Annotated in this window: 22 protein-coding genes; 4 read left to right on the forward strand and 18 right to left on the reverse strand. The window is 40.5% G+C overall.

Annotation, left to right across the window (positions count from 1 at the left end; all coding sequences use genetic code 11):
* Positions 1-181 precede the first annotated feature (181 nt).
* Positions 182-1,357 (forward strand): anhydro-N-acetylmuramic acid kinase AnmK, encoded by a 1,176-nt coding sequence (gene anmK / locus ACTFWY_RS01120; protein WP_003127023.1) that lies wholly within the window; start codon positions 182-184, stop codon positions 1,355-1,357.
* 45 nt (positions 1,358-1,402) lie between these two features.
* The gene (locus ACTFWY_RS01125) at positions 1,403-2,698 is read left to right on the forward strand and encodes a PTS sugar transporter subunit IIC (protein ID WP_003127022.1); all 1,296 of its coding nucleotides are present in this window, start codon (positions 1,403-1,405) and stop codon (positions 2,696-2,698) included.
* 249 nt (positions 2,699-2,947) lie between these two features.
* On the opposite strand, the gene ACTFWY_RS01130 is transcribed toward ACTFWY_RS01125, so the two are convergent.
* Together ACTFWY_RS01130 and ACTFWY_RS01135 are read right to left on the reverse strand one after the other, a co-directional pair.
* On the reverse strand, positions 2,948-3,301 hold the full coding sequence (locus ACTFWY_RS01130; protein WP_003127021.1) for a nuclear transport factor 2 family protein: 354 nt from the start codon (positions 3,299-3,301) through the stop codon (positions 2,948-2,950).
* 255 nt (positions 3,302-3,556) lie between these two features.
* Complete coding sequence (locus ACTFWY_RS01135) at positions 3,557-4,186, reverse strand: lysophospholipid acyltransferase family protein (protein WP_003127020.1); 630 nt, start codon at positions 4,184-4,186, stop codon at positions 3,557-3,559.
* Positions 4,187-4,321: 135 nt separating this feature from the next.
* Between ACTFWY_RS01135 and ACTFWY_RS01140 the strand changes: the two genes are divergently transcribed.
* Positions 4,322-5,056 (forward strand): tRNA1(Val) (adenine(37)-N6)-methyltransferase, encoded by a 735-nt coding sequence (locus ACTFWY_RS01140; RefSeq protein WP_021151099.1) that lies wholly within the window; start codon positions 4,322-4,324, stop codon positions 5,054-5,056.
* On the forward strand, positions 5,046-5,366 hold the full coding sequence (locus tag ACTFWY_RS01145; RefSeq protein ID WP_103299926.1) for a GIY-YIG nuclease family protein: 321 nt from the start codon (positions 5,046-5,048) through the stop codon (positions 5,364-5,366). The genes ACTFWY_RS01140 and ACTFWY_RS01145 overlap by 11 nt, the downstream gene beginning before the upstream one ends.
* 48 nt (positions 5,367-5,414) lie before the next feature.
* Here ACTFWY_RS01145 and ACTFWY_RS01150 read toward each other — a convergent pair whose 3' ends face one another.
* From ACTFWY_RS01150 to ACTFWY_RS01225, 16 genes are all read right to left on the reverse strand, one after another.
* A complete protein-coding gene (locus ACTFWY_RS01150) occupies positions 5,415-6,098 on the reverse strand; it encodes a hypothetical protein (RefSeq protein WP_311810694.1) in 684 nt (227 codons plus the stop codon).
* Positions 6,099-6,111: 13 nt separating this feature from the next.
* Entirely contained in the window at positions 6,112-6,465 is a 354-nt protein-coding gene (locus ACTFWY_RS01155) for a fluoride efflux transporter FluC (RefSeq protein ID WP_311810695.1), read from the reverse strand.
* Positions 6,466-6,467: 2 nt separating this feature from the next.
* Positions 6,468-6,836, reverse strand: a complete 369-nt coding sequence (gene crcB / locus ACTFWY_RS01160) for a fluoride efflux transporter CrcB (RefSeq protein ID WP_156247308.1) — start codon at positions 6,834-6,836, stop codon at positions 6,468-6,470.
* Between the two features lie 65 nt (positions 6,837-6,901).
* Positions 6,902-7,462 (reverse strand): elongation factor P, encoded by a 561-nt coding sequence (efp, locus tag ACTFWY_RS01165; protein ID WP_003127013.1) that lies wholly within the window; start codon positions 7,460-7,462, stop codon positions 6,902-6,904.
* 73 nt (positions 7,463-7,535) lie between these two features.
* Entirely contained in the window at positions 7,536-8,495 is a 960-nt protein-coding gene (locus ACTFWY_RS01170) for a cation diffusion facilitator family transporter (RefSeq protein WP_003127012.1), read from the reverse strand.
* Positions 8,496-8,573: 78 nt separating this feature from the next.
* Positions 8,574-9,143, reverse strand: coding sequence for a DUF2179 domain-containing protein (locus ACTFWY_RS01175; protein ID WP_003127011.1), 570 nt, complete (start codon positions 9,141-9,143; stop codon positions 8,574-8,576).
* A 402-nt stretch (positions 9,144-9,545) separates the two neighbouring features.
* Entirely contained in the window at positions 9,546-10,307 is a 762-nt protein-coding gene (locus ACTFWY_RS01180; protein ID WP_029486949.1) for a hypothetical protein, read from the reverse strand.
* A 102-nt stretch (positions 10,308-10,409) separates the two neighbouring features.
* Complete coding sequence (locus ACTFWY_RS01185) at positions 10,410-12,836, reverse strand: glycogen/starch/alpha-glucan phosphorylase (protein WP_311810696.1); 2,427 nt, start codon at positions 12,834-12,836, stop codon at positions 10,410-10,412.
* Between the two features lie 130 nt (positions 12,837-12,966).
* A complete protein-coding gene (gene glgA / locus ACTFWY_RS01190) occupies positions 12,967-14,397 on the reverse strand; it encodes a glycogen synthase GlgA (protein WP_005472317.1) in 1,431 nt (476 codons plus the stop codon).
* Positions 14,394-15,545 (reverse strand): glucose-1-phosphate adenylyltransferase subunit GlgD, encoded by a 1,152-nt coding sequence (gene glgD, locus ACTFWY_RS01195; protein ID WP_005472316.1) that lies wholly within the window; start codon positions 15,543-15,545, stop codon positions 14,394-14,396. The genes glgA and glgD overlap by 4 nt, the downstream gene beginning before the upstream one ends.
* A complete protein-coding gene (locus ACTFWY_RS01200) occupies positions 15,535-16,677 on the reverse strand; it encodes a glucose-1-phosphate adenylyltransferase (protein ID WP_003127006.1) in 1,143 nt (380 codons plus the stop codon). The genes glgD and ACTFWY_RS01200 overlap by 11 nt, the downstream gene beginning before the upstream one ends.
* Positions 16,678-16,823: 146 nt before the next feature.
* Positions 16,824-18,701 (reverse strand): 1,4-alpha-glucan branching protein GlgB, encoded by a 1,878-nt coding sequence (gene glgB, locus ACTFWY_RS01205; RefSeq protein ID WP_029486951.1) that lies wholly within the window; start codon positions 18,699-18,701, stop codon positions 16,824-16,826.
* A gap of 305 nt (positions 18,702-19,006) precedes the next feature.
* A complete protein-coding gene (locus ACTFWY_RS01210; RefSeq protein WP_311810698.1) occupies positions 19,007-19,417 on the reverse strand; it encodes a hypothetical protein in 411 nt (136 codons plus the stop codon).
* Positions 19,418-19,486: 69 nt separating this feature from the next.
* Positions 19,487-19,930, reverse strand: coding sequence for a hypothetical protein (locus ACTFWY_RS01215; protein WP_103299922.1), 444 nt, complete (start codon positions 19,928-19,930; stop codon positions 19,487-19,489).
* 187 nt (positions 19,931-20,117) lie between these two features.
* Positions 20,118-20,924 (reverse strand): DUF1803 domain-containing protein, encoded by an 807-nt coding sequence (locus tag ACTFWY_RS01220; protein WP_195957648.1) that lies wholly within the window; start codon positions 20,922-20,924, stop codon positions 20,118-20,120.
* A 181-nt stretch (positions 20,925-21,105) separates the two neighbouring features.
* Positions 21,106-22,032: a manganese-dependent inorganic pyrophosphatase gene (locus tag ACTFWY_RS01225; protein WP_103299920.1), complete on the reverse strand. Its 927-nt coding sequence runs from the start codon at positions 22,030-22,032 to the stop codon at positions 21,106-21,108.
* Positions 22,033-22,079 lie beyond the last annotated feature (47 nt).

Genomic DNA, 22,079 nt, shown 5'->3' on the forward strand with positions numbered 1-22,079 from the left:
TTTCCAAACGGGTTCTCACACTGATTTGTCAAATTAATGAAATTAAATTTCCTTTTACAAAAAAATCATTGAAATGCAATTACACATACACTACAATAAAGACGAGGTTGAAACCGAATACATTTCCGCCCAAGTTCATCTAATTTGGTTTCGACAAACACAAAAGAAAGGAGGAGAAACAATGCTTGGAATTGGACTCATGTCTGGAACTAGTTTAGATGGTGTTGATGCCGCATTAGTAGAAATCGATAATCATTCACAGCCATCTATTCGTCTGTTGCATCTGACGACTACTGCTTTTTCCCCCGAGCTGCGCCAAAGAATAAAACAAGCCTGTGACCCGGAGGACTCTTCTGTTTCCTTGATCTGTCAGTTAAATGTTGAGCTAGGCTATGCCTTTCTCGCTGCTTGTCGTCAGGTCTGCCAAGAAACAGCAGTAACCGAAACTAGCATTGACTTTGTTGCTAGCCACGGACAAACTATTTGGCATGCACCCTCGGAAAACCCGCTTGTTTCCAGTACGTTTCAAATTGGAGAGCCGTCAATCATTGCCTACGGACTCGGAACAACTGTGGTTGCCGATTTCCGCGCAATGGATATGGCTGCTGGTGGACAAGGAGCACCGCTTGTACCTTATACTGATTATCTCTTGTATCGTTCCCCTGATAAAACCCGCTTATTGCAAAATATCGGTGGGATTGGAAATGTGACGGTCCTGCCGAAAAATGGCACATTAAGTGATCTTGTCGCCTTCGATACTGGTCCTGGAAATATGATCATCGATGAACTGATGCATCAATTATTCCAACTTCCTTACGATGCTGAAGGAAGGATTGCTCAACAGGGAACCATTATTCCTAAATTGCAAACACAATTAAGAAATCATTCCTATTTCGATCAAGCACCCCCTAAGAGCACTGGACGGGAACTATTTGGTCAAGCATTCAGTGATCAACTATTAGCAGATTTTTCTGCAGAAAAACCAGCAGACTTAATAGCAACAGTGACCGATTTTACTGCCTACTCGATTGCCGAGAGCTATCGGCGCTTCGTTTTCCCACTTGTTGAAAGCGGACCCATTGAAGTGATTTTAGCAGGCGGCGGCGCGCATAATTCAACACTAAAAAAAATGCTGGTCAACTACTTACCCGTTGAGATTACAGTGATTACCCAAAATGATTTAGGTTGGTCCAATGATGCGAAAGAAGCTATGGCATTTGCCCTTTTAGGATACGAGACCTTACAGGGACATAAAAATAATGCTCCTGCCGCGACTGGTGCCAAACAATCCGTGATTCTGGGAAAGATCATCCCAAATCCATTTGGTCCCATAGGAGAGCGGAATCACCCAACATAACTTTATCAATTCAACCATACGAACGTTTTCACAGGAGGTTAAAAAATGTTAGATAAATTTACACAGTTCATTGAACGTCACCTGGCTGGACCAATGGAAAAACTGGGGAGTCAACGGCATTTACGGGCGGTCCGCGATGGGATCGTCTCTACTTTGCCACTGATTATCGTCAGCTCATTTTTTATGATTTTAGCTTTTCCTCCCCTGCCACAAGACTGGGGAATCTATCAATTTCTTTCGAGCCATGCGACCACGATCTTGCTTCCTTACCGCATGACAATGTACATTATGAGTTTATATGCCGCATTCGGGATCGGCTTTAGCTTAGCCCGTTCCTATAAACTCGATGGTCTCTCTGGTGGTATCTTAGCCACCACAGCTTTTTTATTGACTTTCACGCCAATAAATATTCCCCCCGAAGCTTTGGAGGCTGCTGGTACAGCCGGATTTGTTTTACCAATGGCAAACTTGGGCAGTGCCGGGATGTTCGTAGCGATCATTACATCGATTTTAGCTGTCGAGATTTATCGTTTGACGGATAAATCTAAATTTAAAATCACGATGCCGGAACAAGTCCCTCCTGCTGTTGCTCGATCTTTTGAAGCATTAACGCCAACATTAATCATTATTTTAGGTATGGGGGCAATCACCTATTACATTGGCTTTGACTGGCATACCATCGTAGCAAAAGTTGTTGATCCTCTAGTTAGCGCAGCCGATAGCTTGCCAAGTGTCTTATTGATCACTTTCTTAACGACATTCTTTTGGTCCTTTGGGATCCATGGTGCCTCGATCGTTGGTTCACTGGCACGGCCGTTATGGCTGCAATTATTGGAAGGCAACACCACTGCGTTAGCTTCTGGCGATGTGATTCCCAACATTGCTGCTGAGCCATTCTACCAATGGTTCATTTGGATCGGCGGCGCAGGGTCAACCATCGGTCTGGCGATCTTGCTTGCTTTTCGTACAAAATCCGAATTCGGATCAAAACTAGGAAAAACCGCATTGATCCCTGCTATTTTCAATATCAATGAGCCGCTGATTTTTGGGACGCCTATCGTCTTGAATCCAATTTTGATTCCGCCATTTATCATTGCACCATTAGTCAATGGTGTAATTGCCTGGGTAGCCACCTCGGCTGGTTTAGTCAACAAAGTGACCGTCAATGCCCCTTGGACATTGCCAGGACCAATTGGTGCCTTTCTTGCAACAGGCGGTGACTGGCGAGCAATCGTCTTAAACATTCTTTTGATTGTACTTTCCATCCTCATTTATTATCCATTTGTAAAAATCTATGACAAAAATGAATTGGAAAAGGAAAATCAACCAGTCACTGAATAACTCTTGATGAGCTAAAAAAGGAGCCTCTGTTTAACAGAGACTCCTTTTTAAAATTTTTTTGAGCATACCAATAAGGAGCTGCTTTTCCTAAGTAAGAAGCACGAAGCAACCTTACTTTAGAAATTAGAAATAAGACTATGTTTTAACGCAGTGTTACTATTCTAACAATCATTAAGGGAAATTATTATCCTCCCCTTAATGCACCTTTTAAGGAATTCACAAACTATTTATATAAGATATCTATTCATTTTATTCAATAGGCAAATTGTGCTGTTTCAAGAAAGATAGCTTATCCCAGTAGCCTCTTTGAAATAAAATTTTATTATTTACTATTTGAAAAAAACCGCAACCTCTCAAACCTAATGGGTCACGCCACTCTAAAATTGCCCATTGTCCATCTTCGAAAATGTTTTCAACGATACACACCATTTCTGCGTTAGAGAAGTCTTGTTCAAACATTTTCTTTATAGCCTCTTTTCCAATAACTGGCTCATTGGCAACCTGATGGTTTATTGCATTGTCATCATATAATTCTGAAATAATTTCTACATCCGCATGATTAAATGCGTCAACCCATTGGCAAAGTATTTCTTTTGGCTTCATATCATTTTACCTCCTCGATGTGTAAAAATCTTCATTTTAATTTGCACTATAAAACAAGTATCTAATTGTATTTAAATATTCTACTTTCACAAATAATTTTTGAACATCTGAAATCAAAGAATTACTATTTGCCCTAATAGGCCCTCTAAACCTGTAACTAAACCCTTGTTATTGATTATCTTATAGCATATCCTCAAAAAATTATCAAGTTCAATATTTATTTAAAACACAGTCAAAAATAAAAGAAGAAACGCATCAACGTTTCTTCTCTTCTACTTCATAAACAAAATTCGGATCTATTTCTTGGTCGAGCTTTGTAAAAGCACCTTGAATGCGGCGTTCCACTTCTGCTAACCCTTCTTTATCCATTTTCTTGATATCACTGATATCGATCGCCTCCCCAAAACGAACGGTTACTCGTCGACGTTTAAATAAATCTTTTAGCGTTAAGGGACCTTGATAAACAGAAGGAACGATTTTTACCTTCGCCATTTTGGCAATCAGTGCCATGCCACCCTTCAGCGCGGTCGAATGTCTTGTTCCGCTAGGAAACATAATGAGACTCAGATCTGTATCTTTTAAGATTTTCACCGGTGTTTTGACAGCACTCGGCCCTGGTTTGTCACGCTTTACCGGAAAAGCATTCGCATGAATCAAAATAAAGCGCAAGATTGGATTCTTAAACAATTCTTCTTTTGCCATAAAGCTGAACTTTTTGGGACGAGCAGCCACCGCCAGATACAACGGATCCCACCAGGTACGGTGAGGTGCAACCAATATGTAATTTTCATTTTGCGGCAAAGCCTCTTTGTTTTGATATCGGGCGTTCCCGTTGATCAAAAACAAAATGACCCGAACCACGCCTCGCATAAAGCTAAAAAACATACTCACTTTCCTTTCCAGTTTCTTTTATAAGTATGCAAAAAAACGCTTCAAATGACAAGCCTTTTTTGTCGTTTCCGATTATTCTTAATCGTAGTATAATACAAAGGAAATGAATTAGAACAGGAGTATGCTTTCATGTTGCAATCAAACGAACGCATAGATCAATTATATGCGGAAGATATCAAAATCATCCAAAGCAGCGAGGTCTTTTCTTTCTCCCTCGATGCCGTCTTGCTAGCTAACTTCCCAACGATTCCCAAACGGGGACGAATCGTTGATCTGTGTGCTGGAAATGGTGCAGTCGGCTTGTTTATCAGCCGTAAAACTTCGGCTCATATTTACCAGATCGAGCTGCAGGATCGGCTGGCTGATATGGCCCAACGCAGTGTAAGCTTGAATGGGCTTGAGGAACAAATAACGGTTTACCCAATGGATTTAAAAAACATCTTTACCAAAATCAAACCGGATTCGGTGGATCTTTTGGTCTGTAATCCGCCCTATTTCAAAAATGTTCCCACTGCTGTTAAAAATCCCAATCCTTATCTGGCGATTGCTCGCCATGAAATCGAGACCACATTAGACGAGGTGGTCCACACAGCCAGTAAAGCGCTGAAAATGAATGGGCGCTTTGCTATGGTTCACCGACCTGATCGTTTTTTGGATATTTTAGACTGCATGAGAAAATATCGGATCGCCCCCAAACGTGTCCGTTTCGTCTATCCCAAAGCAGGGAAAGACGCGAATATCCTATTGATCGAGGGCATCAAGGATGGTAAAGCTGATGGTTTCAAGATTGCCTCACCGCTGATCACTTATCATGCGGATGGAAGCTACAGTGAGGAAGTGAGTCGGATGCTTTATGGCAGCTGATACGCATTACTTCTATGTATTGCTCTGTAAAGACAATACCTTTTACGGTGGTTATACCACAGATTTGATACGCCGCCTGCATCAACACAATCAAGGCATTGGAGCAAAGTACACTCATCCAGCTAGTCGTCGCCCCTTACAAATGATCCATGCGGAAAGTTTTGCTACCCGTAGTGAAGCCACAAAAGCGGAAGCTGCCTTTAAAAAACTGGTGCGCAAACACAAAGAACGTTATTTGACTGAACAGAAAGAAAAAAATGTTTTGAATGCTCAATCTTCAATGGGAAGTAAAGACATCACAAAAGGATAGATGAATCGGATGATTCACCTATCCTTTTGTCTCATGTAATGACATTTTTTATTGGTTTCCAGGGACTGCCCAAGCTGTTTGACTTTTGCCAAACTCTTTTGGCAAGATCCCATCAATGGATTCATAGACTAACTCTTTTTTGCTCTCAGGCAAAACGATGGCTGTTAAATAATTGTTTGTTTCTGTAAAAAAACCGATGTCTGCAAAAGCGGACTCAATCAGATGGTATTGGACACCTTGCAGCTCAGCTTGTTCTTGTTTCGCAAAGATTGGCTCTTGGCGCAAATAGTAATACTGTTCTCCTAGTTTGAAATACACAGAGTTGTGCGCAATACCCAGAAATTGGATTTCTCGGCTAACTGGTTTTGCTTGATAGATCCCCAGAGAAGGAATGGCTTCACTTTGGATTCGCTGATAAGCCGCCAACGTGCTCTGATCATAATATTTATATCCGATAAAGCGTTTTTCCCGATCGCGGATATTTGGCGTAATTTGTGCATTGTCATTTTTAAAGTCGTGAAAAAAATGATCTCCTAACAAGAAACCGCCGCCGCAAAGCAACAAAACTACGACAGGCAGCCTGATCAAACCCTGCCGCCGGTTCTCCCGATACAACAAAAGGATCAGCAAAAGTAAAAGCGCCACTAATCCAACGACTAATAAAACCGGAACGATTGAATAATAAAAAAACTCACTTTTAAGCCACATTTCTGCTGACATGAATGCAATCATCGTCTACTCCTTTTCAGTTCAAATAAGCACCTATCATCAACCCAATAAAACTAGCCGTCAATCCTATAATGTACGTACTGAAAAAATAAAGATAAAAGTACTGGCGATTGGTCTTTAGCAATGTAAATAATTCAATCGTCATTGTTGAAAAAGTAGTATAACCGCCCATGATCCCTGTTCCAAGCAAAAGATACAAGTGTTGATCAATCTGAAGACCGGCAAGAATCCCTAGTATCAACGCACCAGATAAATTAATCAGCAAAGTGGCTTTGGGAAAAGGATGTGGTCTTCGTTCAAAATAACGATTGATACCATAACGCAGGACAGCGCCCATGGCTGCACCAATTCCTACAACGATATATGCCATACTTACACCTGCTTTCTAACGAGGGCTTCGCCTAACCAGACAAAAAATAACCCGCCGCAAATCGACAGGATCAAATACCCCGCCGCTAATCCATAGGCTTGCTTTTGCAGCAACTGCACCGTGTCAAGTGCAAAGGATGAAAAAGTCGTCAAAGCACCGCAAAATCCGGTCCCCATGCCCAAGATCAAACGTCCATTCAATTGTCTTTTCGTCATGATCTGCTTGACTAAAAAGCTAAAAATAAAACAGCCAATAAAATTAGCCAGTAATGTGCCTAAAGGGAAGATGCCCCAAGACGGCAATTCCGAAGCAAGAAAATAGCGTGCCATGCCGCCAAAAAATGCAAAAAATGCCACAACAAGTACATTCATGTTGATCCTTCTTTCTAAAAGAAAAAGAACCAAGTTCATAAAACCTTGGCTCTTCTAGAAAATGATTATTTCGCGCGTTTGATGTACGTACCTTCAGAAGTATTGATTTCTAGAGATTCGCCTTCTTCGATAAAGTCAGGTACGTTGACGACCAAACCTGTTTCCATCGTTGCTGGTTTACCTGAGCCAGTCACAGTCGCACCTTTGATCGACGGTTGTGTTTCAACAACTTTCAAGATGACTGATGATGGTAATTGAACCCCAATCACTTCACTGCCGAAGAATTGGATCTTCACTTCCATGTTTTCCAGAATGTATTTCATTTCTTCTTCTACAACTTCAACCGGAATTTCATATTGTTCATAGGTTTCCAAGTCCATGAAGAACGCTGTATCGTCCATTGTATACAAATATTGAACAGCTTTCGTATCAATATGAGCTTTTTCAAATTTTTCTTCTGGACGGAATGTTGTATCATAGGTTGAACCTGAACGAACATCGCGCAATTTCATACGCATGACTGTATTCCCTTTACCAGGTTTGTGATGGCTGGCTTCTAATACCTTGATTAGTTTGCCGTCTTGCACGAATGTCATTCCTGCTCTTAAATCACTTGCATTGATCATAATGGTTTATTCTCCTTCGTCTTAGATAATCCTTGTCTATTGTATCAAAAAAAATGGCTTTGTTCTACAAAAATCAGTCTTGTGATCGGACAAGTTTTCGCCGTTTCTCCATATAATGAGGATCATACTCATCCGTTTCAATATAAATATACATTTTTTTATCCGGCATGAAGCTGCGGATCTTTGCTTCGATCTCGTTAATGATTTGATAACCGATCTCCTCTTGTTTTGCTGTGATATCAATTTTGGCAGCGACTAAGATTTCCGCAGGACCTAAATGGACGGTTTTGATATCCAATAATCGATCGACATCTGGACGATCAAAGGCTTCTTTGATCAGTACAAGATCTCTTTTCGTCACGCTTTCGCCAATCAATAAACTGTAAAATTCTCGTGCCAAAAAGATAGCAGCAATCATCAACAAAATACCGATCAGCAAGCCACTGAAAGCATCAAAAAACGCATTGCCAGTGACCATTGTCAAGATCGTTCCACCCATTGCCAACATCAAGCCAATCACTGCACAAAAGTCTTCGGTAAAGATAATCAAGATCTCACTATGGCGACTTTCTTTCAAAAAACGATAAATAGGCTGCTTTTCTACGTTCAAGGTCCGAATTTCTTTGATCGCGATCCACAAAGAACTACCTTCTACAACTAAACCGAAAAGCAAAATACCAATCACTAGCCAAGTATTACCAACTTCATGAGCAGGATGCAGCAGCTTTTCAAAAGCTTCCATTACACCTAGAGCGCCCCCACCAAAAAACAGCATCATCGCTACGATCGTACTAAAGAAGTATTTCGCGCGTCCTTCGCCAAATTGGTGAAGTTCACTTTGCCCTTTCGTTGCTCGTTTATCACCGATCAACAGAAAGATTTGATTGCTGCAATCGACCACGCTGTGAATACTTTCATTCAACATCGCCGCACTGCCGCTCAATGCGTAGCCGACAAACTTGCTGATGGCAACTAAAATATTCGAGATGAGTGCTGCTATCACCGCCATCATGCCGTTTGCTTGTTTTTCCATTCAAATTCGCTTCCTTCCAAACCAAATTCTTGCCTATTATATCTCAAAAAAGGACCGTCGCACAGGAGAGAAAAAGAGCTATTCCTTTTTTTGTTCTTTTTTGACCCGAGCTTCTCTCCGACTGATTTTCTTCGTCCAAAAGCCGCCAGAAATATATTTGGGCTCATAGCTAATGATAAAGGCCCGTTCTTCGATTTGTTTGATTTTTTGAAACAGTTTCTTCTCGCTTTTGCGTTGTGAGAGAATTTCAAGGATCAATCGCGGACCTTCTAATCCTTCTCCATAACTTTGAGTAACACCATATCCTTCTTGGCGTAAAATTTTTGGCAAATTCTTTTCTTCATCTGTATTCGTCGGTAAAATCACCGTGACCATCGTATAGCCTAGAGCTAGCTGATCTTCGATTTTGATTCCAACACTAACTCCTGCGGCGTAACCTAATGCATAAAACAGTAGGTTCAATGGATTGTCTAAGCGATCCAATACCATCGACAATCCTAATATATAAATCGTGATCTCGACCATACTGACCAGCGGTGCAATCAGCCGATACCCTTTCATCGTCAATAAAAAACGAATTGTATTCAATGTGACATAAGCCATATTGATAAAGAAGATCATCGCTAACATTTGCAAATCAATTTCCATCCCGTATCCCTCCTATTTTAAGAATAGCAAATGCTTCTCAAAAGTGAAAATAATTGAGAAGTTGCCATCTGTTAGTCACCGTTTTCTTTCAACAAATAAAAACAAGGAGGACAGCTGCCGCTTCTTTAACGGAAATTGTCGCTTCAGCTTTCTTGATATTTATTGAAAAGACTAGCGGTATTCTGAAGCACAAAACAACTATCCAAATCACAGATGATAGCGACTGGTTTTGTCAGCTTACTTCATCCAGCAAGCTAGCGCCATAGCTTCATCTACAATTCAGATAGTTGCTTTCTTTGTTGTTTAAATCATTATCCTTGTTTTATTAACGAATAACTCTCAACTGCTTGTTGAGCGAGAGATTCTCACGAGTGCCTTTGCTTATTTCAGTTGTCCTACTCATCAAGAGCGAAAGTAGCCATTTTTATTGCTTTCTGACTGCCCCTCTTCGATCATTCCTTCTAAGGAACGATCCAAAACAGCTCGCTTATCGCCGTTTTTTTTGTTCATGCCGCGAAATTCCCGCCGTGTCATGCCTACAGATTGCGGTCGATTGAACTTTCTGACCGTGGGATCATCGCCTTCTTTTACTTGGTAGGCTGCTGGCTCAGTATCAAAGAGCAAATAGGATTCGCGGGGTTTCTCCATTGAATCCATCAGTTCTTGTGAAGTGATCTCTTCTTTTTCTTGCTCAGGGATGATCGATGCAGGAATGTATTTGGGAACAAAATAAGATCGCCCAGAATACTCTTTCTTGGTCGGTGTTGGCGTTTCAGCCCGTTCTGCTTTACTCGTCACTTTATAAGAAGCACGTCGTTGATCATTGCCAAAAAGATTTGTTTTGCCGGTAGGTGTACTTTCCTGCAAAGGTCGTTTTCCATAGCTTGGTAAATTTGCCCGATGTTGCGCTAATTCTTCTTTTTGCCGCACACTATGACCGTAATTGGGGTGACTGGAAGGAACTTTCCGACGCAATGAGTGAGCAGAATCCTTTTCTTTGCTGCTCGTGCTAGGTTGATCCTTGATTTCTGTCAAAATCCAATCATCAGACTGACTGAAAACTTCCTTGTGTTCGGACTGCAGCTTTACACCTTCTTGATCATCATATGCTGGAAAACGGAAATGTTTGCGTTTCACATCTAAATAATTTGCCAATTCACTCATCCTCTGGTTGCGATTTTTTATAATCATATCATATTTCAGTGAATAATTCACGAAAGCTGTGGTGCCTTTTGGGAATATTCAATGACCAAATGCAATAGATTATTACGTCAGACTAGCTGAATTTGGCTCTTTGACATGTGCATACAATGGTTCGATCTGCCAAATGTCATCAGCATAATTTTGAACCGTATAATCTGCGGAAAATTTGCCGGCATTCGCAATATTCATCAAGCTGATCGCTTGCCAGCGCTGTTGGTCTTTATAAGCTAAATCCACGCGATATTGGGCATCGCAATAAGATTTGAAGTCTTTCAACAAGAAGTATTCATCATTATATTTTAACAGTGAATCAAACACTTCCCGACCTTCTCTTTCTATATTTGGGATCGTTCCGTCAATAAATGCATTCACAACTCGTTGCAGCACAGGATCTTCTTCATAAAACGCATACGCAGAATAGTTTTGTTGGGCATAATAAGCATAGACCTCTTCTTCTGTTAATCCAAAAATGGCAATGTTCTCATCTCCGATTGCATCTCGAATCTCAATGTTCGCACCATCCAATGTCGCGATCGTGACTGCCCCATTCAACATCAGCTTCATGTTGCTAGTACCGGAAGCTTCTTTTGATGCTAAGGAAATTTGCTCACTGACATCTGCTGCGGGAATGATCCGCTCAGCCAATGTGACATTGTAGTTTTCCAAAAAGACGACTTTCAGCTTATCATTGATTGTCGGATCATGATTGATCAGGTTAGCTACTTCATTGATCACTTTAATAATGGCTTTCGCATAATGATAACTAGGTGCGGCCTTCGCTCCAAAAATAAATACCCGCGGATGAATCGGTGCTTGAGGGTCATCTTTCAAGTCAAAGTAAAGTTTCAAAATATGCATCACATTCAGCAATTGTCGTTTATACGCATGGAGCCGCTTGATTTGGACATCAAATATCGCGGTTGGATCAACTTCGATCCCGGTTGTCTGCTGAATATATTCAGCTAACGCTTGTTTGTTGGTCAGTTTTGCATCTGCTAGACGTTGCAATACTGTTGGATCTTCTTGGTAATTTTTCAATAATTGCAAGTCTTGTGGGTTATGGCGCCAACTTTTGCCGATAGTCATATCAAGCACCTTTGATAAAGGTTGATTGGCTAACTGCATCCAACGACGTTGTGCGATCCCATTGGTTTTATTATTGAAACGTTCTGGGAATATCAAATAAAAATCATGTAGGACAACGGATTTCAACAGATCAGAATGGAGCTTTGCGACACCATTGACACTATGGCTGCCAATAATCGCTAAATGCGCCATATGGACTTGGCCATCAATAATAATACGCGTCCGATTAAGAAGGCCAGCTTCGTGAACCTCTGCATACTCTTCAAGATAACGACGATCAATTTCTTCAATGATTTGGTAATTCCGAGGAATAACTTCTTTGAATAGATCAATCGGCCATTTTTCTAAAGCTTCAGCCATAATCGTATGGTTGGTATAGCTCATGACTTTCACTGTGATTGCCCATGCTTGTTCCCATGGCAAATCATGATCATCTAACAATAACCGCATCAACTCGGATACACATAATGCAGGGTGGGTATCATTGATATGGATAGCAATTTTTTCACTCATCATCGTTAGCGGATGATTCAATTTTAAATAGTAGCGAACAATACTTTGAATGCCTGCTGAGACAAAGAAATATTCTTGCATAAGTCGAGTCTTCTTGCCTCGTTCATTAGAATCATCTGGATATAAGACAGCGGTCAGATCTTCTAGAGAACGACGAGATTCAATGGTTGCATAGTTGGCTTCTTCCGCTGCAGGAACCTCAACGCTCCACAAACGTAATGTATTGATCATATCATTTTGATAGCCAACCATTCCGGTATCATAAGGAACCGCACGCCAAACATACCCACCATGCCGTTCAGGACGCAGCCTCCCATTCTCGTCTTCAATCAAGTACACTTCGCCGCCATATTGGATATCCACGGCTTTACTCTCCTTTCGAACCTCCCAGACATTTCCGGCACGTAACCAGTCGTCAGGCAGCTCTACTTGATGCCCATCTACAAACTTTTGTTTAAAAAGGCCATAATTATAACGGATGCCGTTCCCATTTCCTGGCAACCCTAATGAAGCCAAAGAATCCATGAAACAAGAAGCTAATCGTCCTAGTCCACCATTTCCTAATGCCATATCTTTTTCAACTTCAGCAACTTCATCTAATGAAAAGGATAACTCTTCGAAGAGCTCTTCCGCAGTATCCAGCAACCCTAAATTCAGTAGATTACTTTTCAACAGTTTTCCAGGTAAAAATTCGATTGAGAAATAATACGCCTGTTTCTGCTGTTCAACGAGCAGATTTTTTCGTGTCTGGCTCCAATCATTCGCGTAGCAGCTCTTGACCACGTTAGCTAAAGCTAAAAACAATTCTTGCGGTGAAGCTTCTGCGATCTCGATCGAAAAAATATCTTTCAACCGGGTTTCTAATAATTCTTGCAAGGTAGCTTTCTCCATTACAATTCACTCCTTTATGACTATCAATTTGTATGAAAAAGGACAGAAGCACCAATCGCCCTTGTCGCTAGGTCGTTCTGTCAAACCCGCTCTACTTTCAGACTAATGAATACTTCTGTCTTATACTTGATTATACTTTGATCGCTTGGTAGAGATCAATATATTGATTGGAACTAATGTCCCAGCTAAAATCTTTATTCATGGCTTGTGCTTGCAAAGATTTCCACGTCTGCTGGTCGTCTTGATAAAGCAGGATTCCTTGTTTCACTGCATTCATCAAATAAAATGACGTGAACTCTTGGAAACCAAATCCGGTGCCTTGATGAGTGATTGGATTGTATGAATCTACCGTATCTTTTAGACCGCCAATCTCATGCACGACTGGCAATGTCCCGTAACGCATGGCGATCATTTGTGAAAGCCCGCAAGGTTCAAAAGCAGAAGGCATCAAGAACAGATCCGCTCCGGCATACATTTTTTGCGCCAGTCCAATATCAAAAGAAATCACCGCAGCACATTTTTCTGGATATTTTGCAGCAAAGTAACGGAATCCTTCTTCAAATTCCGGTTCTCCCGTTCCTAACAGCGCAAATTGAACATCAAATTGCAATAAGTTTTCCATTTCCGGCATTACAAGATGAAAGCCTTTTTGTGTAGTCAAGCGGCTGACCACTGTGATAAGAGGAACATCACGCGCTGGCAGCCCCAGCATCTTTTGCAATTCTTGCTTGTTTGCAGCTTTACCGGACATTTCATCGGAAGTAAAATGATAGGGCAGCAATGGATCTGTTGCGGGATCGTTGGTTTCATAATCGATTCCGTTCAATATTCCTTGCAGTTTCCCAGATTCCATTCTTAGAATGACTTCAAGTCCGCAACCAAATTCTGGTGTTTTGATTTCCTCACTATAAGAAGGACTGACTGTTGTGATACGATCTGCGTATAAAATACCTGCTTTCATGAAATTCAAACAGTCATTTAATCGTAATGTCCCGTCATCGTAACGCTCTGTCCCCATGCCAAACAAGTCCGGTAAAATATCTTTGCTGTACCATCCTTGAAAGCCAATGTTATGAATCGTCAAAACGGTGCGGATATTCTGATAAGCATTGATCCAATGATATTTTTCTTTCAGAAGAAAAGGAATCATTGCTGTATGGTAATCATTCACATGAATCACGTCAGGAATAAAATCGATTCTCTCCATCATTTCGATAGTTGCTAGTTGAAAGAAGGCAAAACGTTCGCCATCATCATAATAATCGTATAAATTATCACGACCAAAATAGTACAGATTATCGATAAAATAGTAGGTAACACGATTGAGAACTAGTTTCTTCAACCCACAATATTGCTTACGCCAACCCACATTGACTTCAAATGAAAAACAATCTTCCAGCTGTTCTTGATAGTCGGCTGACATTTTAGTAAAGAATGGCAGAACCACGACTGTTTCTACCCCTTTTTTGACAAGTTCTTTGGGCAATGCACCCACGACATCCCCTAGTCCACCTGTCTTGAAAAATGGCGCGCATTCTGCTGCGGCAAATAGTACCTTCATGCCGTTGCTCCTCCAATTAGATCTTCAGTGACATGGGTATTTTTTTTGACGACGATCGGTGCGTCACTGGTTCCTCTAACTTTGACACCTTCTGCGATCACAACATTTTTATCGAGAATAGCATAGGAAACTTCAGCACCTTCCTTGATTTCATTATTCCCAAAAATGATCGTGTCTTTGACATGGGCATTCGGATGAATCGTTGTTCTGCGGGCAACAAGTGACCGTTCGACAGATCCTTCTACGATACAACCAGAAGCAAAGTGACTATTTTTGACATCCGAAGTTTCAGCGTAATAGGTTGGCACTTCATTCTTCAGCTTGGTGTAGATCTTTTGATTTGAGTAAAGCAATGAGGTAAATTTGTGGACATCTAACATATCCATGTTGGTTTGGTAATAGGATTGAATATCATAAATATTGCTTAAATAACCAGTATATTCATACAAGCTAGTATTTTCGATAGAGATTCGTTCCCGCAAGAAACGACCTAGGTCTGGAGTAGCTCCTACAGCTTGTCCTTCTTTTAAAGCTTGGATCAGGCGGTCTGTTTTGATGATGAAGATATCAGTGCAAAGATTGACCATACTTTCTGTCTCGCATTTCTTCGCTTGGACAGCTTCATTCAAATGGCCTTCTTCGTCAACTGAAAAGATCAAGTCGTTGTCACTTACGTTATCACTGCTGATTCGTTTATAAACGACCGTCATTTCTTTATTCTGTAACTGGTGGATTTTCAGCAACGCCCGCAAATCGATGTTGCACAAAATATTGCTGCCCATATAAACCGTATGCTCTGATTTAGATTTTTCCAAATAATCGATCACGTTATAGTAATACTCTTGACCAGCAGCTTGCTGTTTTAATGAGTCTTGGAACAAATGAATGAAGAAACGGTTTTGAACACCATCTAGATTCCATTCTTTCCCGCCACCGATATGGTCAAATACGGATTGTGTTTCTCCTTCATTAAAAATCATATACACTTGTTTGATATTTGCATTTTCAATACTTGACAAGTTGAAATCAAGCAAACGATATTTACAATCAAACAATAGCGTCGACAACGGACGACTTTCCGTTAAGGGCATCAGTTCTTTGTAGCGGTGCAGATTGCCTAAAATGGCACACATTTTATTAGTTCTCATCAATCGTCACTCCTATCACTTCAGAATAACCAACAACAGCAATTTCATCTGTTCCGTCTATGACTGCATCATCACCGATCACTGCATTTTCTCCAATGATCGCGCGTTTTAGTGTTACATTTTTCCCAATGACTGCTCCAGGCATGACCACACTATCTGTGATCTTGGTTCCTTCTTTGACTTGAACATTTTCTGATAAAATACTATGTTCAATATCTCCAGCAACATAGCAACCATCCATGATCAACGAATTTTTTGCAGAACCTGTTTCTGTAATGAAATGAGGAGGAGCAATCGGATTTTTTGAGAAGACTTGCCAATTTTTATCACGGATTCCCAGTTCCATCTGTGGATCGATAAATTCCATATTAGCTTCCCAAAGAGAATCAATGGTACCCACGTCTTTCCAATAGCCTGAAAAACGATAAGCAAATACATTGTCGCCACTTTCCAAGTAAGATGGAATCACGTGTTTCCCAAAGTCGACCATTTCGCCGTCTTTTGTATAATTGCTTAACAGTACGCTGCGTAAGCGAGCCCAGTCAAAGATATAGATTCCCATTGAAGCTAAGTTACTTTTTGGCTCTGCTGGTTTTTCATCAAATTCAATGATCCGGTCATTTTTATCTGTGTTCATGATACCAAAGCGGGAAGCGTCTTTCATTGGCACTTCTAGCACTGCAACAGTAAGAGACGCATCGTTTTCTTTGTGTTTTTCCAGCATTTCTTCGTAATCCATCTTGTAGATATGGTCACCGGATAATACTAATACATATTGAGGGTCCATTTCATCAATGTAGGCAATGTTTTGATAGATCGCATGAGCTGTTCCTTCAAACCATTTTCCACCTTCAGAATTTGAGTAGGGTTGTAAAATCGTCACTCCGGTATTGATACCATCTAACCCCCAACTTGATCCGTTTCCAATGTGACTGTTCAATGCCAAAGGTTGATACTGTGTCACCACACCAACATTCTTAATCCCTGAATTGACACAATTACTTAATGTAAAATCGATAATACGATACCGACCACCAAAAGGTACTGCAGGTTTCGCAATATTTTTGGTCAACTTCCCTAAACGTGTGCCTTGTCCTCCTGCGAGGATCATCGCTAACATCTCTGTTTTCATTTTCTTGAGCCGCTAAAAAGCCAATCTCTTTCACGATGCCGGTGTTATTTTCGATATGAATGCTTTTCTTTCAAAAAGCCTTCTTTTCGATATCACCTTTCACGTTGTCACTTCGATTGGACTTTCGAGCCAGCTCCTCCCCCCTTTCATTTTTTCCTGCGTTTGATTTGAATCTTTTCTGGTTTTATAATCAATGCCCCAAGTGCTGGCAAAATTGTTTTGATTTGATAAGGATATTCTTTGAATGGAATCGCTTCTGTTTGTTGGTCTTGATTATTCTGGGTCCAAGTCCCGCCAAAACTATCGCGTTCGGTATTCAATACTTCACGGTAGGTCCCTTCATACGGAACGCCAATGGCGAAATCGTGGCGTTCAACAGGTGTCAAATTCAATACAACGATCACGAAATCTTTTTTGGTTTTACCTTGTCGCAAATAGGTCAATGTTGTTTCCGCTAAGTTATCAGCATCAATGACTACCAGCGATTCTTCTTTATCTTCGATTTCCCACAATGAGCGCTCCTGTTTATACAGTTCATTTAGTGTCTTTGTAAATTGCTGCATACGCTGATTTAGTTCATCTGATAAATCGACCCATTCAAGCCCGTGATCATATTTCCATTCCAAAAATTGTCCCCACTCACTGCCCATAAACAGCAGTTTCTTCCCTGGATGGGTCATCATGTAGGTATACAAATTTCTTAATTGTGAAAATTGCTTGTAACGATCTCCCCACATTTTGTGCATTAAGCTACGTTTGCCATGGACGACTTCGTCATGGGAAAGGGGTAATATATAGTTTTCATTCATGCGGTACATGAATGAAAACGACAACAAACTCAAATGATCCTTACGGAAGATTGGATCCATTTGGTAAAAACGCAGGACATCGTTCATCCAGCCCAGATTCCATTTATAATCAAATCCAAGAGCCCCTTCTTCAATCAGGCCTGTAACTTTCGTTTCTGAGGTACTTTCCTCAGCGATCATCATCACTTCTGGATGCGCCAGTTTCACGACTGCATTTAGTTTCTGCAAGAAGTAATAACCTTCATAATTTCGATTGCCCCCCTCATGATTTGGTTGCCAAACACCCTGGTCGTAGTCTCGGTAGATCATGTTCGAAACCGCATCCACGCGAATCCCATCGATGTGATAAAATTCGATCCAAAAAAGGGCACTGGATAGCAAGAAACTTTGTACTTGTGGTTTGCCTAAATCAAAATTGATTGCTCCCCAACGAACATTTTTTGCACGATCGGCATCTTGATATTCAAATGTCGGCGTTCCATCATAGTAAGCCAAACAATCATCATTGACACAAAAATGGCCCGGCACCCAGTCAACTAGGACACCGATATTTTCCAAGTGACAGGCTTCAACAAAATCTTGAAATTCTTCTGGTGTGCCGTAATAAGCGCTGAGCGCAAAATAGCCAATCAATTGATAACCCCACGATGTGCCTAATGGATGTTCCATCAATGGCATAAATTCAATATGGGTGTAGCCCATTTGTTTGAGGTAAGGAATGAGTTCATCTTTTAATTCAGAAAAACGATAAGGGGTTCCATCTGCGTGGTGTTTCCAAGAACTTGCATGGACTTCATAAATATTAAGTGGTCGTTTAAATTGATTTTGACGCTTTTTGCGGCCTTGCCACAAACCATCACGCCATTTTTTTGCCGGCACGGTGTACAAGACAGCAGCCGTTCCAGGACGTTCTTCGAAATAAATTGCATATGGATCAATTTTCATGATTTCACGGCCGTCGGCTTGCTTGACCTTGAATTTATAATGCTGTCCTTCTTGAGGCTGATTGGTGGTAATTTCCCAAATCCCCGATTCGGAGCGTTTCGTCATCGGCAAAGAGTCATCCCATTGATTGAAGTCACCTACTAGCCAGACATTTTGCGCATTTGGCGCCCAGACACGAAAAACATAGCCTGCTTTCATACGATGTGCACCTAAAAGATGCTGTGAATAAAAATTTTCACCGGTCGTAAACTGCTTCTCTGCTGTAATCATTTGCTCATTTTCCACTCGTATGTCAAACCTCCTCTTAGATCAACCCTATTTTTTCAGCCAATCAACCTTCCATCTAAAAAACAGAATATTAGGAAGATCACTGGGAAAATAGTTCAGGGCAGTTGGCTTTAATTTAGCATTGCTGCTCCTATATGTAGAATAGCATAAATTAAAGATCTCGTAACGTAAAAGCCTTGGCGATTGCCGGAATAGAACAATTCCTATTCCTGATTCGTTGTATTTCGATCCTCTGCTTATAATCAAAAGATTTAAGGCAGAAAAAAAACAGCTTGAACACGATTGGTTCAACCTGTTTCAGTGCTGCTTCTTTTTTTGGAAACAAAAGCGACAGAAGAAGCGACACTTACTTGAAACAAACCGACGATCAAAAATAAAGCAAACAAAAATGGATGGAATTGAACTTTCATCTGGAAAGCCGTTATGACCGCAGCGATCCCAATTCCGGCTGAAAGATAAGGCCAAGAACGAAAAGACCAGAAGCTGGCAACTGTTGTATATAAACTACAGATGCCCAATAAAAAAAGCCTTGTGACCACATCAAAGACTGTGTCTGAAAAATGTATATTCTCTGAAAAAATTTGATTTGCATTAAATGTGTTAGGAACTTTTAAAATAAATAAAAGTGCCGACACCATACTTAGAATAAAAATAAACACATGGCTACTTGCAAAGACGATTCTTTGATTTGATTTCACCTGAGACTCACAACCTTTGATTAATCCATTCAGAGACAGGCATGACCTTTCTCTCGATCCTAAAAAGGATCATGCCCGCCAAAGTTCTTTCACTTGTCCATCTGTATATACTTTATACACTTTTTCATATTGCTTATTCATTGATTGACAGGCAATCAAAAAGTATTTTCCATCCCCGTCAAACTCAAGATCTCCTAATGCTTTCAAAGATACTGATTCTGTCTGTCCTAATTTATTCGTCAAAAAACGAACAGCTTGGGCCGGAGTCAATAAATAGTTTTTCATTAACAACCAGTCGATCACGATTGGTACGATTGTATTTGCTTGACATTCATTTTTTTGTTTAAGTGCAAAAATTAATTCTCCATCAGAAAAGCGGCTTTCTTCAATACCGGCTTCGCAAAGTTCTTTTCGTGCATGCTCAATTTCCGCCATCGAAACAAAAGTGATCATCTCTGCTTTGCTTCTTGTTTCTTCAATCACTTCTGTATGAAATGCTTTGATTCCTTCCAATTTTTACGCCCCCTTTCAAAATTCTAAAGTTATCATACCACCTCAAATGAGAACAATCAATTAATACGCTCGTTATTTTCTAATCATTTTCAAATAATAAAAAATGCAAAAAAAGAAAGAAAACGTTATCCCAAAGAGGGTTTTAACGAATTCTTTCTTTTTTATCTTTTGTGTTTCTGAACGTTTATTAAAATTTTATCATTTCCGTGATGAGAATTGTTTGCGGATTAGATGTTTTTCCAAGATAATCTGCTAAAAATGTACGCCGATCAAATTCGGACAATCCTTCCATCGATGACCCATTCTGCTCAGTGAGAAACGCAGGATCAACAACAGGAAGATCAAAACGCTGTTCTGACTGAAGAATATTTCCTTCTATGAGTGATGTCAGAAAAATACTTGGCCGGATTTTTCGCTGTTTTGCCACCCGTTCAAAGATGACACTGATTTGATCCAAGTAATAGACCTCATCAACATCCCCTAACAAATACAAAAGCTTCTGATAGATTGGCAATGACAGTAGTTGTCGATTTGCTGCAAAAAAAGCGGGAATCGTTGCCGGCCATTTTTCTTGGGAAAGAGAAATAAGCTGGAAAGACTCATGGATTAGCCGATAAATGAATCCTTGTACCACCCCTTCCTCACAAGCATAGAAAAAGCGTTGGTCACTCATGAGTTCCGCTTGTAAAATGAACGCCAACTGTTCTGAAATTATCGTATTAGGTAGTTGCCAACGTTCACGACTCTTCTGCTGATCTTGTGTGGAATAGATAGGAAATGCCACTTGATAGCGACGATCCTTTCGGTTAATGATCCCAGCATCGATCAACTGATCAAGTATTTTTTCAAAATTTTTCTCTGGAAAATTTTGTTTTAATTCTCTTAAGATTGGTGGTTTTTGTTGTTTTTTCAAGAAAAGAATCAGTTTTAAGAACAACTCTGAATCAATAATTTTCTGAATTCCTTGATAATGACTACTATAAAAAAATTCCATGTCTTTCGCTCTCTTTCCATTCCCACTAGAAGGGCCGTCTTCCCATTCAAAAATAGCCGGACAATCTTAAGCTTCCCTGCTAGCCAAAAACCTTTCATTATTACAGTGAAAGGACTGCAGTTGCTGATTGTCCGACAAATTCAAATGTTCATCTTTTTTGCCCGTATTATCCTGTCAGCTATTAGTTATTAAAGCTTTCAGTTAATTGCGGCACAACTTGTTTTTTACGAGAAACAACCCCAGGTAAGAATGCACGATTTGCTGTCAAGACAACGTTAAACGCCGCTTCAACCGGTGCAGTTGGCTCTCCAATCACTAGCAATTCAGAATTGCTGTTCAAAATATCAGTAACGACTAATAAGTACAAGTCATAGCCTTTTGCCTGATTTTCGGCCTTCATTGCTGTTTCTAGCTCTTCTTGGCGGCTAAACACTTCATTCAAATCCACTGTATTTACTTGACCGATACGAATGTTTTTTCCACCCATCGGAAAACTTTTTGCATCTAGATCCAACAACTCAGCAGCCGTTTTGGTTGTTAAATTTGTTCCAGCTTTCAACATATCCAGACCATACGCATCTAAATCCACATTAGCAATTGCTGCTAACTCTTTTGCAGCGGCGATATCTTCCTCAGTACATGTAGGTGACTTGAACAACAATGTATCTGAAACGATCGCTGACAACATGATTCCGGCAATAGCTGCGGGAATCTCTACATTTGCCTCACGGTATAATTTCAACACGATCGTACTCGTACAGCCAACAGGTTCTGCACGGTAGTAGAGAGGGTTTGCAGTTTCAAAATTGGCGATACGATGATGGTCAACTACAGCTAAAATGGCAGCTTCTGCTATCCCTTCTGCACTTTGTTGAAACTCATTATGATCCACAAGCATCACTTCTGAACCAGCCTCAATCTGCTCAATCACACGCGGGGCTTCAAGTTCAAAATGAGACAAAGCAAATTGCGTTTCTTCGTTTGGTGTTCCCAGAGCAACTGCTTCGGTATCTTTTCCTAATTCCTTTTGCAAGTGCGCAAAAGCAATCGCTGCTCCAATAGCATCTGTATCAGGATTTTGGTGTCCAAATACTAATATTTTCGACATAATGATCGCTCCTAATTCATTCATTTTCCACTTTCTAATGATAGCAA

This window comes from Enterococcus sp. 125944, assembly GCF_051909435.1.
GTDB classification, from domain to species: Bacteria; Bacillota; Bacilli; order Lactobacillales; family Enterococcaceae; genus Enterococcus_D; species Enterococcus_D gallinarum.

Coding starts and splice junctions, on each gene's coding strand:
- ACTFWY_RS01220 (WP_195957648.1), bottom strand. CDS start 20,924: ATGGAATTTTTTTATAGTAGTCATTATCAAGGAATTCAGAAAATTATT.
- glgD (WP_005472316.1), bottom strand. CDS start 15,545: ATGAGAACTAATAAAATGTGTGCCATTTTAGGCAATCTGCACCGCTAC.
- ACTFWY_RS01145 (WP_103299926.1), top strand. CDS start 5,046: ATGGCAGCTGATACGCATTACTTCTATGTATTGCTCTGTAAAGACAAT.
- ACTFWY_RS01225 (WP_103299920.1), bottom strand. CDS start 22,032: ATGTCGAAAATATTAGTATTTGGACACCAAAATCCTGATACAGATGCT.
- ACTFWY_RS01180 (WP_029486949.1), bottom strand. CDS start 10,307: ATGAGTGAATTGGCAAATTATTTAGATGTGAAACGCAAACATTTCCGT.
- crcB (WP_156247308.1), bottom strand. CDS start 6,836: ATGAATGTACTTGTTGTGGCATTTTTTGCATTTTTTGGCGGCATGGCA.
- efp (WP_003127013.1), bottom strand. CDS start 7,462: ATGATCAATGCAAGTGATTTAAGAGCAGGAATGACATTCGTGCAAGAC.
- ACTFWY_RS01155 (WP_311810695.1), bottom strand. CDS start 6,465: ATGGCATATATCGTTGTAGGAATTGGTGCAGCCATGGGCGCTGTCCTG.
- anmK (WP_003127023.1), top strand. CDS start 182: ATGCTTGGAATTGGACTCATGTCTGGAACTAGTTTAGATGGTGTTGAT.
- ACTFWY_RS01150 (WP_311810694.1), bottom strand. CDS start 6,098: ATGATTGCATTCATGTCAGCAGAAATGTGGCTTAAAAGTGAGTTTTTT.
- ACTFWY_RS01175 (WP_003127011.1), bottom strand. CDS start 9,143: ATGGAAATTGATTTGCAAATGTTAGCGATGATCTTCTTTATCAATATG.
- ACTFWY_RS01130 (WP_003127021.1), bottom strand. CDS start 3,301: ATGAAGCCAAAAGAAATACTTTGCCAATGGGTTGACGCATTTAATCAT.
- ACTFWY_RS01200 (WP_003127006.1), bottom strand. CDS start 16,677: ATGAAAACAGAGATGTTAGCGATGATCCTCGCAGGAGGACAAGGCACA.
- ACTFWY_RS01185 (WP_311810696.1), bottom strand. CDS start 12,836: ATGGAGAAAGCTACCTTGCAAGAATTATTAGAAACCCGGTTGAAAGAT.
- ACTFWY_RS01125 (WP_003127022.1), top strand. CDS start 1,403: ATGTTAGATAAATTTACACAGTTCATTGAACGTCACCTGGCTGGACCA.
- glgA (WP_005472317.1), bottom strand. CDS start 14,397: ATGAAGGTACTATTTGCCGCAGCAGAATGCGCGCCATTTTTCAAGACA.
- ACTFWY_RS01135 (WP_003127020.1), bottom strand. CDS start 4,186: ATGTTTTTTAGCTTTATGCGAGGCGTGGTTCGGGTCATTTTGTTTTTG.
- glgB (WP_029486951.1), bottom strand. CDS start 18,701: ATGATTACAGCAGAGAAGCAGTTTACGACCGGTGAAAATTTTTATTCA.
- ACTFWY_RS01170 (WP_003127012.1), bottom strand. CDS start 8,495: ATGGAAAAACAAGCAAACGGCATGATGGCGGTGATAGCAGCACTCATC.
- ACTFWY_RS01140 (WP_021151099.1), top strand. CDS start 4,322: ATGTTGCAATCAAACGAACGCATAGATCAATTATATGCGGAAGATATC.